Origin of the sequence: Deinococcus betulae (assembly GCF_020166395.1) — a bacterium.
In the GTDB taxonomy this organism is placed as follows: Bacteria; Deinococcota; Deinococci; order Deinococcales; family Deinococcaceae; genus Deinococcus; species Deinococcus betulae.
Window position 1 is genome coordinate 488,180 of record NZ_JAIQXU010000001.1, and the last position, 14,566, is coordinate 502,745.

General features: G+C 67.7%; 14 protein-coding genes. 7 read left to right on the plus strand and 7 right to left on the minus strand.

Annotated features, from left to right (window positions below):
* The first annotated feature begins 354 nt into the window (after window positions 1–354).
* Window positions 355–1,395 (plus strand): GGDEF domain-containing protein, encoded by a 1,041-nt coding sequence (locus K7W42_RS02250; RefSeq protein ID WP_224571856.1) that lies wholly within the window; start codon window positions 355–357, stop codon window positions 1,393–1,395.
* A 4-nt stretch (window positions 1,396–1,399) separates the two neighbouring features.
* Here K7W42_RS02250 and K7W42_RS02255 read toward each other — a convergent pair whose 3' ends face one another.
* Window positions 1,400–2,008, minus strand: coding sequence for a TetR/AcrR family transcriptional regulator (locus tag K7W42_RS02255; RefSeq protein ID WP_224571859.1), 609 nt, complete (start codon window positions 2,006–2,008; stop codon window positions 1,400–1,402).
* Window positions 2,009–2,095: 87 nt separating this feature from the next.
* Between K7W42_RS02255 and K7W42_RS02260 the strand changes: the two genes are divergently transcribed.
* On the plus strand, window positions 2,096–2,704 hold the full coding sequence (locus K7W42_RS02260) for an NAD(P)H-dependent oxidoreductase (RefSeq protein ID WP_224571861.1): 609 nt from the start codon (window positions 2,096–2,098) through the stop codon (window positions 2,702–2,704).
* On the opposite strand, the gene K7W42_RS02265 is transcribed toward K7W42_RS02260, so the two are convergent.
* From K7W42_RS02265 to bamA, 4 genes are all read right to left on the minus strand, one after another.
* Entirely contained in the window at window positions 2,656–4,041 is a 1,386-nt protein-coding gene (locus tag K7W42_RS02265) for an alpha/beta hydrolase (protein ID WP_224571863.1), read from the minus strand. The two genes, K7W42_RS02260 and K7W42_RS02265, sit on opposite strands and share 49 nt — an antisense overlap.
* Before the next feature lie 91 nt (window positions 4,042–4,132).
* On the minus strand, window positions 4,133–4,495 hold the full coding sequence (gene panD / locus K7W42_RS02270; RefSeq protein ID WP_224571865.1) for an aspartate 1-decarboxylase: 363 nt from the start codon (window positions 4,493–4,495) through the stop codon (window positions 4,133–4,135).
* Between the two features lie 489 nt (window positions 4,496–4,984).
* Entirely contained in the window at window positions 4,985–6,553 is a 1,569-nt protein-coding gene (locus K7W42_RS02275) for an Rqc2 family fibronectin-binding protein (protein ID WP_224571868.1), read from the minus strand.
* A gap of 124 nt (window positions 6,554–6,677) precedes the next feature.
* Complete coding sequence (gene bamA / locus K7W42_RS02280; protein WP_224571870.1) at window positions 6,678–9,269, minus strand: outer membrane protein assembly factor BamA; 2,592 nt, start codon at window positions 9,267–9,269, stop codon at window positions 6,678–6,680.
* A 273-nt stretch (window positions 9,270–9,542) separates the two neighbouring features.
* On the opposite strand from bamA, the gene K7W42_RS02285 reads away from it, so the two are divergent.
* The 5 genes from K7W42_RS02285 (at window position 9,543) to K7W42_RS02305 (ending at window position 13,356) form a co-directional block, all read left to right on the plus strand.
* Entirely contained in the window at window positions 9,543–10,187 is a 645-nt protein-coding gene (locus tag K7W42_RS02285; RefSeq protein ID WP_224571872.1) for a YggS family pyridoxal phosphate enzyme, read from the plus strand.
* Complete coding sequence (locus K7W42_RS02290) at window positions 10,184–11,023, plus strand: DivIVA domain-containing protein (RefSeq protein ID WP_224571874.1); 840 nt, start codon at window positions 10,184–10,186, stop codon at window positions 11,021–11,023. The genes K7W42_RS02285 and K7W42_RS02290 overlap by 4 nt, the downstream gene beginning before the upstream one ends.
* Window positions 11,024–11,043: 20 nt before the next feature.
* Window positions 11,044–12,282, plus strand: a complete 1,239-nt coding sequence (locus K7W42_RS02295) for a cytochrome P450 (protein ID WP_224571875.1) — start codon at window positions 11,044–11,046, stop codon at window positions 12,280–12,282.
* A gap of 42 nt (window positions 12,283–12,324) precedes the next feature.
* Window positions 12,325–13,035 (plus strand): phosphotransferase enzyme family protein, encoded by a 711-nt coding sequence (locus K7W42_RS02300; RefSeq protein ID WP_224571876.1) that lies wholly within the window; start codon window positions 12,325–12,327, stop codon window positions 13,033–13,035.
* A gap of 66 nt (window positions 13,036–13,101) precedes the next feature.
* Window positions 13,102–13,356, plus strand: coding sequence for a hypothetical protein (locus K7W42_RS02305; RefSeq protein ID WP_224571877.1), 255 nt, complete (start codon window positions 13,102–13,104; stop codon window positions 13,354–13,356).
* Here K7W42_RS02305 and K7W42_RS02310 read toward each other — a convergent pair.
* A complete protein-coding gene (locus K7W42_RS02310; RefSeq protein ID WP_224571878.1) occupies window positions 13,328–14,029 on the minus strand; it encodes a hypothetical protein in 702 nt (233 codons plus the stop codon). The two genes, K7W42_RS02305 and K7W42_RS02310, sit on opposite strands and share 29 nt — an antisense overlap.
* A gap of 288 nt (window positions 14,030–14,317) precedes the next feature.
* Window positions 14,318–14,494: a helix-turn-helix domain-containing protein gene (locus tag K7W42_RS02315; RefSeq protein ID WP_157445459.1), complete on the minus strand. Its 177-nt coding sequence runs from the start codon at window positions 14,492–14,494 to the stop codon at window positions 14,318–14,320.
* Window positions 14,495–14,566: the final 72 nt, after the last annotated feature.

Genomic DNA, 14,566 nt, shown 5'->3' on the forward strand with positions numbered 1-14,566 from the left:
TGTTCAAAACGGACGCGCGAGCGGGTTGGGCGGTTCAAACCCGGCCACCTGTACCTGTCAGGGCGTCAAGATGATGCCCTGATCCAATTTTTACCCTTTGGGGTCAGCAACAAAAGACGATTTTTCCCGGACCAGACATTCCCGTAAGTTTTCTTGGCACACCTCAGAGCCTTTGAGGAATACCCACGCAAAGCGCTGAAACGAGTAAAACGACTCTCTACCAAGAGACAGCATTTGCAGTGAAAGTATTGGTGGCGCTCTCCTGACCGCAGTGCAGCGGAAGCCCGCTGTTTGTGGCCCCCATTCCCAGCGTCCTGCCGCGTTCGCCCCGCCGCAGCCCCGCCCGAGGCCCTCATGGTGTTGCCGTCTCTTTCTCCCCGCGTCTATCTTCAGCGCCACCTGTATACCCTCCTGGCCCCGCTGCCCTTTCTGACCCTGCTGCTGGGCGCACTAGAAGGCACCCACAACAATGTCCCCCATGCCCTGACCTTTCTGGCGCTGCTGGGTCTTGCTGCTACCTTTAATGGACGTCGCCAGGGCCTGGGCACAGTGTTTTTTCTGCTCGGCATGCCCCTGTGGCTGCTGTGGTTTATCGGCTCACCCGGCTTTGGCGGCACCTTCCTGAACTCTGTGACCGGGTACGGCACCGTGCTGATTCTGACAGCGGTGGCCAGCGCCCTCTGGTTCCCGGCGCGCGGGGTGGCCCTGTTCGTGGCGTACAGCACGCTGGCCGGCGGCGTGGGCTTGTCGCTCACACCTTTTGGCTGGCTGGGCCTGTCATGGTTTGTGGCGGTCGCCCTGCTGGTGGGCGGCACCCTGACCTGGCTGCTGGGCTGCACCGACCAGATGGTGGCGCAACTGGGTCAGGCGGCGCGGGCCGACGCCCTGACGGGTCTGGGCAACCGGCGCGCCTTTGAAGAAACCTTGCAGGCGCTGTGGACCAGCCACGCCAGTCGGCTGGCCCTGGCCATCATTGACGTGGACGGCCTGAAACTGGTGAACGATGAACAGGGCCACGGGGCCGGCGACGAGGTGCTGCGGCTGTTCGCCCAGGCGCTGCTGCTATGCGTACCGGCGGCGCACAGCCTGTTCCGCATTGGCGGGGACGAATACGTGGTCTTGAGCCTGACGGGCGACGCCGCCCTGCTGCGCGCCGAGCTTGTGGCTGCTGCCGAACAGATAGGACGCCGGGTGCCTGGGGTCGGAGCCAGTGTGGGCCTGGCCTGCGGTCACGAGTGCGCGGGGCCAGAAGGGCTGCTGCGCCTGGCCGATGAGCGTATGTACCGCCAGAAACGTCTCAAGAAGACGGCCCGGCCACGCCGGGACAGGCCAGGCGCCGTGGGCGGCCCTCTGCCGGACCCAGCGGTGCTCAAACCCACCGTGGTCAAGCTATAACCGATTAAGCAGGAGAGGTGCGAAGTTCGGCGCTCAACAGTGTCCACAGCGTTGAAGGAACTGCCTGCGGTGCCAGGTGCCCTGTCATGACCAGATGGGCCAGCCCATGCACGGCCCCCCACAGACCCTGCGCCAGGTCCTCGGGGTGGGCCGTCAACAGCTCACCGCTCGCCTGGGCCTCGGCCAGGATGTGGCCCAGCAGCGCCTGATTGCGTTTGATCAGCGGGGCCAGCGGCGAGACGCCTGGGCCTGGGGGACACACCTGGGGATCAAAGATGAGGGTAAAGGCGTGGGGGTGCCGGGCGGCGTAGCCCACGTAAGCTTCGCCCAGCGCAACCAACTGTTGTAGGGGCGTGCCCTGTGCGGCGACCGCCTGCGCCTGCGCCGTCACGAACTCGGTCATGCACACCTCGCCCAGGGCCAGCAGCAGAGCGTGGCGGTCGCTGAAGTGGTGATACGGCGCGGCGTGGCTGACTCCGGCGTGCCGGGCCACCTCCCGCAGGCTCAGCTCGGCTGCCGGCCGCTCCTCCAGCAGGGCGCGGGCGGCTGTCAGCAAGGTGTCGCGCAGCAGGCCGTGATGATAGGGCCGGGCCGATTCACGCGAACTTGACATTGTCAATATGATGCCGCACGCTGAGACCAACTCAAACTTGACACTGTCAAGATTTTTCAAGGGCCGTGTCTGCGGCCTGGAGGCCTTATGTCAACCCTGGTCATCAACGCCCACCCCAACCCCGAGAGTTTTTGCCGCGCCCTGGCGGAAAGCTACGCTGAGGGTGCTGGTGGCGCTGGTGCGGTGGGCCTCCTGCATCTGGCCGACCTGCACTTTGACCCTGTTCTGCACCGTGGCTACCAGGGCGCGCAGCCGCTGGAGCCGGACTTGGTTCGGGCGCAGGCCCTCGTGCAGGCCAGTACGCACCTGTGCGTGGTCTATCCCGTCTGGTGGGGCGCGCCCCCCGCACTGCTCAAGAGCTTTGTAGAGCGAACTTTCTTACCGGGGTTTGCCTTCCAGTACCGGGGCCGGGCCCTGCCGGACCAGTTGCTGCGGGGCCGCAGCGCCCGCCTGCTGGTGACCAGCGACTCACCGGCCTGGTATCTCCAGCTGACCGGGGACAGCGCCGTGCGCAGCGTCAAGACCCACACCCTGGGTTTCAGCGGATTCCGGCCTGTGCGGACCACGCGCTTTGGACCCATACGGACCAGCACGCCGGCCCAGCGCGAACGCTGGCTGCGACAGGCCGCCCAATTAGCCGCGCAGGATCAGCGCAGCAGGGGCGTCAGCCAGGCGCCAATCCAGCGCGCCACCTGATCGCCCCGCGCTGTGGTGATGTCCAGGTGCGCGGCCCCTCCCAGCGTGTGGGTGGTCAGTACCGCTTTGGTAGTGTGGGCGTAGTCACGGAACATAGTTTCGGTGGTCACCCCCTGCTCGGCGGCGATGCCCAGCACCGGCAGATTCAGCGCCGCCATGTGCCATACCGGCAGCGTCTTTTCAAAGGGGGTCCCGCGCGTGCCCGTGCGGGCAGCGGCCAGATCCAGGCTCAGGCGGTTGGGAAAATACCACTCGGCGTAGTCGGTCTGCGGCGTGATGTAGCGGCGCACAAAATCGGCGGCGTCGGTGGGCGCGGCCGGGTCGGACTGCCAGCCCACCGGCTGCCGGGGGTCCTGGGGCCCCGCAATCCAGTGGCTGTCGCGGCCACCCAGGGCCAGGGTCGGCAGGTTGGTGGCCTCGGTGGCGTTGGTGGCCTTGCCGGTCTTGAGGGTCATGAAGGGCAGCAGAGCGTACCGCTGCTCTAACTGGCTCAGGGCGGCGGCCAGGTTGGTGGCGCGGTAGGGGGTCAGGCCGCCGGCCGGCGCCGCGCCTGCCGGATTCAGGGCCGCCAGCCGGGCCTGCGCGGCGCCCCGGCTGGCCAGGCGCGGGCTAAAAAACACCGCGTCCACATACGGCGAGCGCGCCAGCCCCTTCAGACCCGGCAGCGGTCCAATAGGATTGGCGCCGCCCTGCTGGTAGGCGTCGGCAGTCATGGCCTTGCCGCTCATGAGGCCAGGGAGGCCGTCGAGCATAACCAGGCCGCGCACATCCCGCGCACCGGGCACGCCGCCAAAGTCGTAGGCCGCGTAGGTGCCTGCCAGCGTGCCCCCCATCGAGTGCCCACCCAGAAACACATTGGAGGTCAGCGCCCGCGCGGCCTGCACAGCGGCGCGCCAGTCTTTCAGGGTCACGTCCAGACCCCAGTGCTGCATATAGGCCACGGTACCGGGCGCGCGCACAGGCAGGCCTTCTTTGACCAACTGTGCCAGCCTGTCCGGCGTGGCTTTCAGAATGGCGGCGTGGTCCTCCAGCAGGTTGGCGCGGCGGTCCACGGCCCACACCGCCACCCCAGGATTCAGGGCCACGATTTGCCGGGCCAGGCGGTCAAAACTACCCGCTCCCCCCAGAAACCCTGGCATCAGCAGCAGCACCGCACGGGGCCGGACTGGCCCGTAGCGCACCGTGATGCTGGCGTTGAGGGAGGTGGGAGTCTCAGGGGCGACGGCGCCCGGCTGAACCACACGGGTGACGGGGACGGCGCTCAGCGTGGCCTCACTGGGAGCGGCACTGGCCTGGGCCATCACAAGGCTGAGAAAGAGAGGGAACACGCGGCGCATGGCCCATGCTCGGTCGGTGGGACCCAGACATAGGTGCGCCGCGTTGCACTCGGGCTTATGGGTTTGCCCAGCTGTTCTTCATGCCCAGCTCTCAGGCCAGTTGCAGGTCGAGCTGACGGTTGCGCTCGTCCACATGCACCACGCGCGGCTCCAGGCGGCGCGCTTCGTCTTCAGTAAAGTTGCCGTAGGCCGCAATAATCACCAGGTCACCGGGCCGCATCAGGTGGGCGGCGGCGCCGTTAATGCCAATCACGCCGCTGCCGCGCGGCCCACTGAGGGCATAGGTGCTCAGGCGGTTGCCGTTGGTGATGTTGTAGATGTCCACGCGCTCGTTGACCAGAATATCCGCCGCGTCCAGCAAGTCCTGGTCAATCGTCACGCTGCCGACGTAATCCAGATCGGCCTGCGTCACAGTGGCGCGGTGAATTTTGGCCCTGAACATGATGCGTTCCACAAGCGGGCATTGTACGCGCTCGGGGCCGGCAAAAGGAAAGCGGGGCCACGAGGCGGGAGGGGATGTACAGGAAGGAAGTGGGACGTGGGTTGTAGGGAGTAGGAAAACCCTGGTGGCTGAGTACGTTCATGGCTTATGCGTATCAGCCGTTTGAGACCGATGCGCTGAAGGCTATGACTGGTAGTCCACCAAGTTGGTCACGGCCTCTCCCAGAAGCGCGAGCAAGACCATTTTTTGAGCCCCTTCCCCGCAAGGGGAACTGGGACAGCTCGCACCGCGAGAGGTTGGGCAGGGATGGCGTCCTACGCAATTTCCTCGTCACGCTCCGCCACAAAGGACGGATACTCGGACATTGAACTTGCACAGCGCCCGATGCTCCTTGCATCCGGCGCCTTTCGGGACGCTACGAAAATGGACGACAGTGCATCCGACATCTGCTCTGGCCCTCTTTGTCCCTGACCAGAGGCCGCGCGCCGCCTATCTCCCTCGCTAATTCGCTTCTGGCAGCGTACCGTCCACGAATACCGTCTTCTGGTCGGTGTAATGCACCTGACCAGCCGGAGCGCCCCTGGGACGCCACACATGCTTGATGCGGGTGTAGTCCACGGGCACGTTGCTGCTGCCGCGCGCCTTGGAATGGGCCGCCGCCAGCCGCGCGGCATAGAGGATGTCGGGAAGGTCCAGGTCGCGCCCCCCCGACCGCACGAGGACGTGGCTCCCTGGATACCCCTGGGCATGAAACCAGTGGTCGGTGCTGCGGCCCAGCCGGTGCGTCAGGACAGCGTTCTCCTTGTTGTTGCGGCCCACCAGGGCTTCATGGCCACTGGGGGTGGTAAAGCGCGCGCCGTAAGGACTCTTCTCTGGGCGCTCGCTCACCAGCTGGGCCGACAGGGCCTCCAGGGCGTCCAGTTCGGCGGTGTCCAGGTCGCGCAGGCGCGCCTCGGCGTCGGCGAGGTCAGCGCGCAGGGGGGCTTCGCGCTCAGCAAGGCGGAGATAGACCTCCTCGCGGCGGCGGGCGCGGGTGTAGCGCTTCTCAGCGTTCTGCACGGCGCTCAGGCTCGGCTCCAGGCTCAGGGGCTGCTCGCCGCTGCCGTCAAAGGCAGGCAGGAGGGCGCTGGCTGCACCTCCAGGCACAGTTTGCGCGTACGCCATCAGCAGGTCGGCCTCGGCACGGTCGCGCACGGCGTCATCCAGGCCCGTTTCGGCGCGGGTCACGTCCGAGAGCTGGTTGCGCAGCAGCGTCAGGCGTTTTTCCAGTGGCTCGCGCAGGGCCTTTCGCAACGCCGCCGCTTTTTCACCACGCGCCGCCTCACGCGCGCCCCCCTGCAGCGTCCCTTCACTCACCGTTGGGTCGCGGACCACACTCTGCACGGCGGCCAGCACCTCTGGCCAGCGCTCAGCCGGCGCCTCATCGGCCCGTAGCCCCGCGCGCCGCAGCAGCTCGGCGCCCAGAAGAGGCCCCAGGCCGTCAAGGTGTTCGCGCCAGCGCCCCACGGGGACCCCCGCCAGCGCCTGGGCCTCTTCTGGGCCGAGAGTGCGGGGGTCCAGCTTGTTGTAGGGCGGCGGCGGCGTGTACACGCCCCCCGTGCGAATGGTGCGGAACCGGTTGCGACTGCCCGTAATCTCGCGGGCGGCCATCACGATGCGGCCCGCAAAGCCCTCGCCCTGATCCAGCACCAGCAGGTTGGCGTTGCGGCCCGTCACCTCAAACAGCAGCCGGGTGGGCGCCTGGTCCACAAAACCGGTTTCGCCGGCAAAGTGCAGGGCAATCACCCGGTCGAGTTTCAGCTGCTCGGCACGCAGCAGGTCGCCGCGCACCCGCGCCGTCAGAAAGCGCTGAAAAGGATTGTGGGCCTCACCGCGCAGCCGCTCCCGCGACAGGAACACCACGGGCGTGGGCGGCCGGTAACTGAGGACCAGATTGCTGCGGCCGTTCAGACCAGGCCCGTCCAGCAGCAGCGCGGCGGTGGTTTCATCCGGGAAAGCCCAGCCCAGGGTGCGCAGGGGCAGCAGGGGCTCCAGCTCGGCCAGCACCCGCGCGAGCATCAGACCTTCCATAGCAGGCCTCCGGGGGGAACGGGCGAACACATGCGGGGCATGCTAGCAGCGGCGGGGGGCCAGTGCCCTCCAGCAAATGGCCGAGGGCGCGGGAGACTCCCGCGCCCTCGGCCACCTAAATGCTTTACCAGAAGTTGCCGAGGCGGAAGTAGAACTTGCCCTGACCTGTCTGGGGGCTGAAGCCGTAGTCAAAGCGCAGGCTGGGCAGCAGGGTGCCGCCGATGCCCAGGTTCAGCTGCACGCCGGCCCCGATGCCGTACTTGAGGCTGGGGTCGGGGTTGGCCGCCGTCCCCCAGGCCGTGCCGGCGTCGGCAAACAGCACGCCGTACAGGCCCTGGGCAATGCCCGCTTTCAGGCCGAAGTCGTAACGGTATTCAGCGCTGGCGGTCGCGTAGTTGGGGCCGAACAGCTCGCTGTCGTTCAGGCCGCGGATGTGGCGGGCCGGGTTGGCCGAGCCGCCGCCGCCCACGCCGTAGCCAGTGCCCAGCGGCGCGGTGTCCAGGCCCAGCGTCGTGCCCGCGTTCGCCCGCACGGCAAAGACCTGCTGCTTGGTGGTCACACCGAGCGATTTTTCGAGGTCTCGCCCGAAGCCGAAGTAGGTGCTGGCGCCGCCCTCAATCTCGGTCCAGCGTACACTGACATTGTTCTGCGTGCCGAACTTATAGCGCGCGCCCAGGTCCGCCTTGATGCCCCGGCCAGGAAATTCGCCGTTGTCGGTCGAGTTGTAGCTGAGGCCGGCCGTAATGCCCGTAATCAGCGAGTTGGTGGGCAGCAGCGCCCTGGCGTCCGCCTCACTGAAGGTGCGGGTCTGGGTCGCGCCATTGGCGTCCGTATAGGTCACCGTGTTCTTGTCACTGGACTGCAAGGCCTCCAGGTAATACACGTTGTAGCCGACGCCGACGCCCACATTGGCGTACAGGTTGCGGGCGAGGCTGCGGCCTGCGTTCACGCTGAAGCTGGTCGTGCGGGTGGTGTAATCCCAGCCAGTGTCGGTGCTGCCAGGGGTGTCGCCCGCCTTGCTCACCAGAGGCTGATTGCCCGTCACGTTCGATCCGGCCGCCGCCGACACCGAGGTCGGCACCCGGCGGAAGTCGAGGAAGTCGATATCCAGCCAGGGAATCGTGTAGGCCACGTTGCCCACCAGATTCTGCCCGGCCTCGTTCTGCTGGCCCCCCAGGGTCGCGGTGAAGTTGTGACCCAGGCCAAAGACATTGTTGTTCGTGTAGCCAGCGTCGCCACCAAAGCCGCCCGCAAACGAGTCGTAGGTCAGGCCAAGCGTCACCGGAATGCCACTGGTCGTCTCGGCCAGGCCCACCACGTAGGTGATGCTCTCGGGGTTGGCCGGGTCGCTGCGTACCTGCTCGGTCACCACGCGCACGAAGCCCAGACGGGCGATGCGGCCCAGGGCAGCGTTCAGCTCATTGCGGTTAAAGGCCCGGCCCGCTTCGGGCAGTTCGCGCAGAATCACCCGGTCCTTGGTCTTGTGGTTGCCCTGCCACTGCAACTCGTAGCCCGCTACGCGCACCTCGCGCAGGTTAAAGGTCAGCGTGCCGTTCTCGAAGGTGAGGGCGTCCCGCGTGCTGATCTCGTAGCCCGCCTGGCGGTAGGCGTCACGCAGGGCAAAGAAATCGTCCTGCGCCAGCTGGGGGCTGTACACGTCGCCCACCTTCGTTTTCACGGCGGCCTGCAGCGTGGCCGTGGGCACCAGGGTATTGCCCTGGAAGGCAATCGTCTTGACTGGGCCAGACGCCACGCCCGCCGAACCGAACAGCACCGTCACCTGGGCCGGGTTCTGGGGGTTGGGTTGCAGGGCGAAGCCCACCGGCTGCCCGGTCTGGTTGGCCAGGGCGCGCACGTCGGCCTGCAACTTCGCCAGGGTAATGGGCTGGCCGGCCTGGGTTTGCAGCGCGATCTGGGGGCTCTCCAGGTCGCTGGTGTCCACCGCTGTGACGCGGCCTTCCAGGGCGCGCACCTTCAGCACGCCGCCTTCCAGCGAGGTGGTCTGGGTGTTCACACCTGCCTGCAGGTACCCGGCGTCGTCGTAGGCCTGCTGGAGGCCCTGCACAGCCGCGTAGTAGGCGTCAGGGGTAAAGCGGCGGGCGTCGTACAGTGGCTTAAAGATGGCCGTCACCGTGCTGGCCGGCAGCAGGGTGACGCCCTCGACCTCCACGCGGGTAATCGGGGCCGTTTCGTCCACCACGAAGTTCACGGTGACGGTGCCGTCGGCCTCGGTTTTCACCTCACTGCTGATGCTGGGGGCAAAGGGGTAGCCCTCGCCCTGGAAGTTGGAAGCCAGGGCTTCTTTGGCCTCCTCAATCCGCACGTTGTTCAGCGTGGCGCCGGGGGCGATGTTCAGCAGATCGGCCACGCTCTTTTTAAAGCCGTCGGCGGGCAGAAAGCTCAGGCCGGTGATGGCCACGTCCTTGATGGTCGGGTTGGGCACCACCGTAATCACCAGGCTGTCGCGGCCAGAGACGCTGCGCAACTCGGCCACCGCGCTCTTGAAATAGCCGCTGGCGACCACTTCCTGCTCGACCTGACGCAGATTCACGCTGGACAGGGGCGCGCCGGTCTGCACCGACAGGGTGGCGCGCACAAAATTGGTCAGCAGCTCGGTGGTGCCGACCACCGTGACCTCCTGCACCGTTCCGGCCGTCTGGGCGGCAGCGGGCGCGGCAAGAGCAATGGTCACGGCAAGGGTCAGGGGGTGTCGCATCTTTCTCCTCTAATCTTGCGGAATCACCCCGGAAATCACCCCCGCCTGGCAGGCAGGCTGGGGGCTGGGCGCCGCAAAGTCTTGCTCACACTTGCGGCTCTGTGCCTGAGAAGGGTGAAGGTTGGGTGCAGATGAGCCCAGGACGCGCCGCTGCGCCCTGATGGGCCGTGCGCCGGGCTGGCTTGAGCTGACTGCGCGCCTGAGTGAGAATAAGCCTGTGTGCCCTCACCAACCCTTCGGCCTTGTCCGGCCTCCACCGCAGCCAGGTTCCCTGTGAGTGTGCCGCAGGTGCTGGCCGCCATCCGCGCCGCCGAGGCCGACGCGGGCCGCCCGGCAGGTAGCGCCCGGCTGGTGGCGGTCACCAAAGGGCAGCCGCTGGAGGCCATCGAGCGCTGCGTGCTGGCCTGCGGCGCCTTTCCACTGGCCGAGGGCCGCGCCCAGGAACTGCGGGACAAAGCCGCCGCCTGGCCCGAGCAGGAGTGGCACTTTATCGGGCCGCTGCAACGCAACAAGGTCAAGTATCTGCGCCCAGTGACGCTGGTCCACGGCCTGGAAGCCGCGTGGCAGGCCGAGGCCATTGCCCAGGCCGCCCAGGGCTGGGGCCGCGCGCCAGACGTGCTGCTTCAGGTCCAGAATGGTGAAGCCCAGAAGCACGGCACCGAACCCGCCGCATTGCCGGGCCTCCTGCGCGAGGTGCAGGCCACCGGGCTGACGGTGCGCGGCCTGATGGTGATGGCGCCGGATCTGGACGGCCACCCCGACCGGGACGAGCGCCTGCTGAACCTCTTCCGAGAGACCGCACGGCGCGCGCAGGACCTGGGTCTGTCAGAGTTGAGCATGGGCATGAGCGGGGACTATCCGCTGGCCGTGTCTGCTGGAGCCACCCTGGTGCGGGTGGGAAGGAGCCTGTTCTCGTGAAATTCACCCCCCTTGACGTGCGGCACCAGGAGTTCCCCACCCGGCTGGGCGCCTATGACCGCGCCGCTGTGCGCACCTTTCTGGGCGACCTGTCCGACGACATAGAAACCCTCTTGCAAGAGCAGCAGGCGCTGCGCGAGCAGATCAGCACGCTCCAGCACGAGCTTGAAGAACAGCGTCAGCATCAGGATGAAATTCGACGCGCGGTCGTGGCCGCCGAGCGCATTTCCCACGAGCTGCGCGAGAACGCCGTGCGCGAGGCCGAACTGATGGTGAGCGAGGCCCGCACCCAGCGCGACGCCCTGGCCGGCGAGACCCAGGCCCGGCGCGAGGCGCTTGAAGCCGGGCACCGCGCCCGCATGGCCGAGCTGGAAAGCGCCGCCCAGACGCGCGCCGCCGACCTGGAGCGCGCCCACCACGACCTCAGCGCCGGGCGGGAGCGGGCGCAGGCCGAGCGGCTGGCCGATCTGGAACGGGCGTTTGGCGAACGGCACGCCGAGCTCACGGCCCGCCTGACCGGTGCCCGCCAGGAATACGCGCAGTTTCTCAGCGCCTACCGCGCGCTGACCACTTCCTTTTCCGAGTTGGCGGCCCGCCACGCGGCGCCCGAAGAGCTGGCGCTGCCGCAGGGCACCCTCCCTGTGGCCCCGCGCGGCGCGGGCCCTGTGGCCGCTTCTGGCAGTGGCGCCCCGGCAGGCGACAGTACTGCCGGCCCAGATGCCCACGCCGCGCGCCGGGCGGCCGTGGCGGCGGGGGTGGCCCTGCTGACCCGGCCCCCCCTCACCCCCGACCCCGAGGAGCGTCCCCTGCGCGTGGAAGGGCAGCAGTTCCTTTGACGCGGCCCGGTTCTGAGGGGTTGCCCACTGTCTCGCTGCCGCTGACTGACCCCGGCTTTGTGCGGGACCCCTATCCCCTGCTGGCCGAACTGCGCGCCCAAACGCCCGTCTTCTACGACCCTGGTATGAACCGACTGGTGCTGACCCGCCACGAAGACATCAGCGCCGTGCTGCGCAGCCGCCGCCTGGGCCGCAGCGCCCTGCACCGCTACTCGCGCGACGAGCTGGGCTGGCCGCCCCCCGACCCGCGCCAGGCCACCTTTGACGCCTTTAACAGCAACCACCTGCTGGACAGCGAGCCGCCCAAGCACACCCGGCTGCGTTCGCTGGTGCAACTGGCCTTTACGCCCCGCCGGGTCGAGGCGCTGGCGGAGCGCATAGAGGCGATTTTAGAAGCGCAGGTGCACGACCTGGGGCAGAGGGACACTTTTGACCTGGTGGCCGACTACGCCGAACCTCTGCCAGTCACCGTGATTGCCGAACTGCTGGGCGTGCCTGGCTCCGAGCGCCATCAGCTGCGGCCCTGGTCGGCCTCGATTGTCAAGCTGTACGAACCGTCATCCAGCGCGGCCGACCAAGCCGAAGCCGAGCAGGCGGTGGTGGACTTCAGCGCCCTGCTACGCGACCTGGCCGCCCAGCGCCGTGCCCAGCCCCAGGACGACCTGATTACGGCGCTGGTGCAGGCCGAGGAACACGGCGACCGCCTGACCGAGCAGGAACTGGTGGACACCTGCATTCTGCTCCTGAACGCCGGACACGAAGCCAGCGTGAACGGCCTGTCGGGCGGGGTGCTGGCCCTGCTGCGCCAGCGGCACCACTGGGACGCCCTGGTAGCAGCGGCACACGCAGAGGACAGCCTGGCCATCTTTCGCCGGGCCATAGAGGAGCTGCTGCGCTTTGACACGCCACTGCCCATGTTCGAGCGGATTGTGCTGGACCCGCTGGTCATCGGCGGCGCGGCCCTACAGCCCGGCGACCGCGTGAGCCTGCTGTACGCCAGTGGCAACCGGGACCCCGAGAAATTCACGGCCCCCGACGAACTTGACCTGGGCCGCGACCCCAACCCCCACCTGACCTTTGGCCTGGGCATTCACTACTGCCTGGGGGCGCCGCTGGCCCGGCTGGAACTGGCCCTGAGCCTGCGCGCCCTGTGCCGCACCCTGCCGAAGCTGCGCCTGGCCAATCCCGAAGAGCCGGGACACTACACCGGCGGTTTTGTCATTCGCGGCCTGGCGCGGCTGGACGTACAGCCGGGGTGAAGGCGGGCGGCCACGTTAGCCGGTCTGTGGCCTATCGGCACCGTGCACCGGGTCACGCCCCTGGGTGGGGGCAGCATCAACGGGGCGTTCCAGGTTGATGCCGGGGCTGGCCTGTTTCACCTGCGCGTGTACCGGGACCCCCGCAGAGAACGCGCCGAGCGGGAGCTGGCGGCGGTGCAGGTGGCCCGCGCGGCGGGGGTGCCGACCCCGGCTCCTGCTCCCACGCATCAGGGCGGCGTTCTGGCCAGGCTGGGTGAGGACTGGGCGGCGCTGTTTGAACGGGCGCCGGGCCAGCCCATCCCCAGGGCTGACCTGAACCCGCAGACGGCTGCGGCCCTGGGCGCCTTCCTGGCCACCGTGCATGACCGGCTGCCACCAGAGGTACCGTTTGAGGTGCCCCTCCTGGCCCCACCAGCCAGCGTGGCGCGTACCGAGGAGCGGCTGAACGCTGTCCGCGCCGCCATCCTGGCTCTGCCTGACCTGGATACCACTGACCGCTGGGCGCTGACCCACTTAGAGCAGCGCCTCCTGCATCTGCGGACGGCACCTTTGCCTGACACGGTGCCCGATCTGCCCACCCGGTTTTTGCACGGCGATTACCATGACGGCAACGTCCTGTTCTCTAATGGCCACCCCAGCGCCCTGATTGACTGGGCGCGCTGCGTCCAATTCCAGAACATGCCAGAAAGGCGCCGGCATGTTCTTCCATTTCCCGCAGCACGCCGCTGTTGCTTCTCGCTCCGCTCGGGTTGAATGTTAGACATTCAACCGCAATAGGTATGGGAACAGACCCGCCTGGCTCCCCGCGCCTGGGAACTTGTGCGCTGCCTGCACCTGAGCCTGGGCCTAGCCCCCGAGCTGTGCCAAGCGTTCTTGGCAGCCCACTGGACTCGTCTCCCACTGCCCGCCGACGAGGTGCAGACGGGTGCGGCGCTGTACGCCACCTTGCAGGAGCGCAACGTCTGGACCCTGGAAAGTGTCTATCTGCACGGCAATCCAGGGCCGCGCGCGTTTATTCAGCCGCCGCCGTACGTGCCTTTTACAGTCAGCTGGGCACAGGCGGGGGTGACATAACGGCCCACCAGACCGGCGCCAGTTCGCCTGTCCTCGCCTGAGCGGCCGCTTCCTCGGGTTGCCCCAGCACCTGGAGCGCCAGCACGCGCGCTGGGCTGCGGGCTTCGCTGCGGGCCAGGGCTTTCCCAGCGGTCTGCGCCGCCTTGCGGGGATTAAGCCGGGCCTGAGCGGCGGCCAGCACCGCCAGCAGGTGCGCGTCGGCTGGCTGCCCGGTGAGCTCGGCCACCTTGAGGCCTTCTGCCAGGGTGCGCAGCGCGGCGTAGGGCGCTGTCCCCGCCAGCAGCTCCTGCTCAGCCACAAGGGTCACGGCCGCCACAAGTGCGCCGCTGTCGCCCTCGACGCGGGCCAGGCGGCGGGCGCTCTGGGCGGCTGCACCGGCCTCGGGCGCAGCCAGTTGGTGCAGGGCGCGGGCTGTCAGCACTGCCGACCGGGCGCTGCTCGGCACCCCTCTCAGATCATTCAGAGCTGCCGCCACCTCGCCCCGCCGCAGCCAGGCTGCAGCCCTCAGCAAGGGGTCAGTGGTCCAGGCCAGCGTCAGCCCAGGGCGCCCCAGTCGCAGAGCCAACGCCGCCGCCTGTCTCTGGTCAGACGGTGAAAGTGCCTCCCACAGTGCCTGCGCCTGTTCCGGGTGCTGGTCAATGGCTTCACTCAGGGCCGCCAGCAAGTCCGACATGGTCGCCACTATGGCACAGGGCCAGCACACGCAACCTGGCAAACTCAGGCTCACCGAACAGCGAAAAACACCGCGCCTCACCCTCTGCAAGAGCCCAGAATTGCTCTATCAGCGGCTCTTCACTTCATCCCAGGGCGTGGTCCCTTTTCAGGGTCTTGCCCATTCGGCTGAACTTCAGCCTGAGGGTGTTCCCTTCGAGTGGGCTGCAAAAGAAGACGAGGCCAGATAGGACGCCAGTGGCGCCTTATCTACACCTCACTGCCCAGAACTGTTTGGTGTGTCCAGAGGTTACGCGCTCAGCGCCAGGTCCAGCCCCAGAAACCGCCACAGCGAGCGGCGAGGCACACGCAGGCCACTGGGATGCTCGACCGCGCTCAGGCGGCCGTCCCGAATCCAGCGGCGCACGGTACGTTCGTGGGTGCCGGTAAAGTCAGCCACTTCGCTGACCTTGAGCAGTTTGGGCATGTTCTGGTACTGGTTGGATAGGGTCACTTTGGGCCTCCTTCAACGCAGCGGGGCTGCACAGAGGCAGCCCCA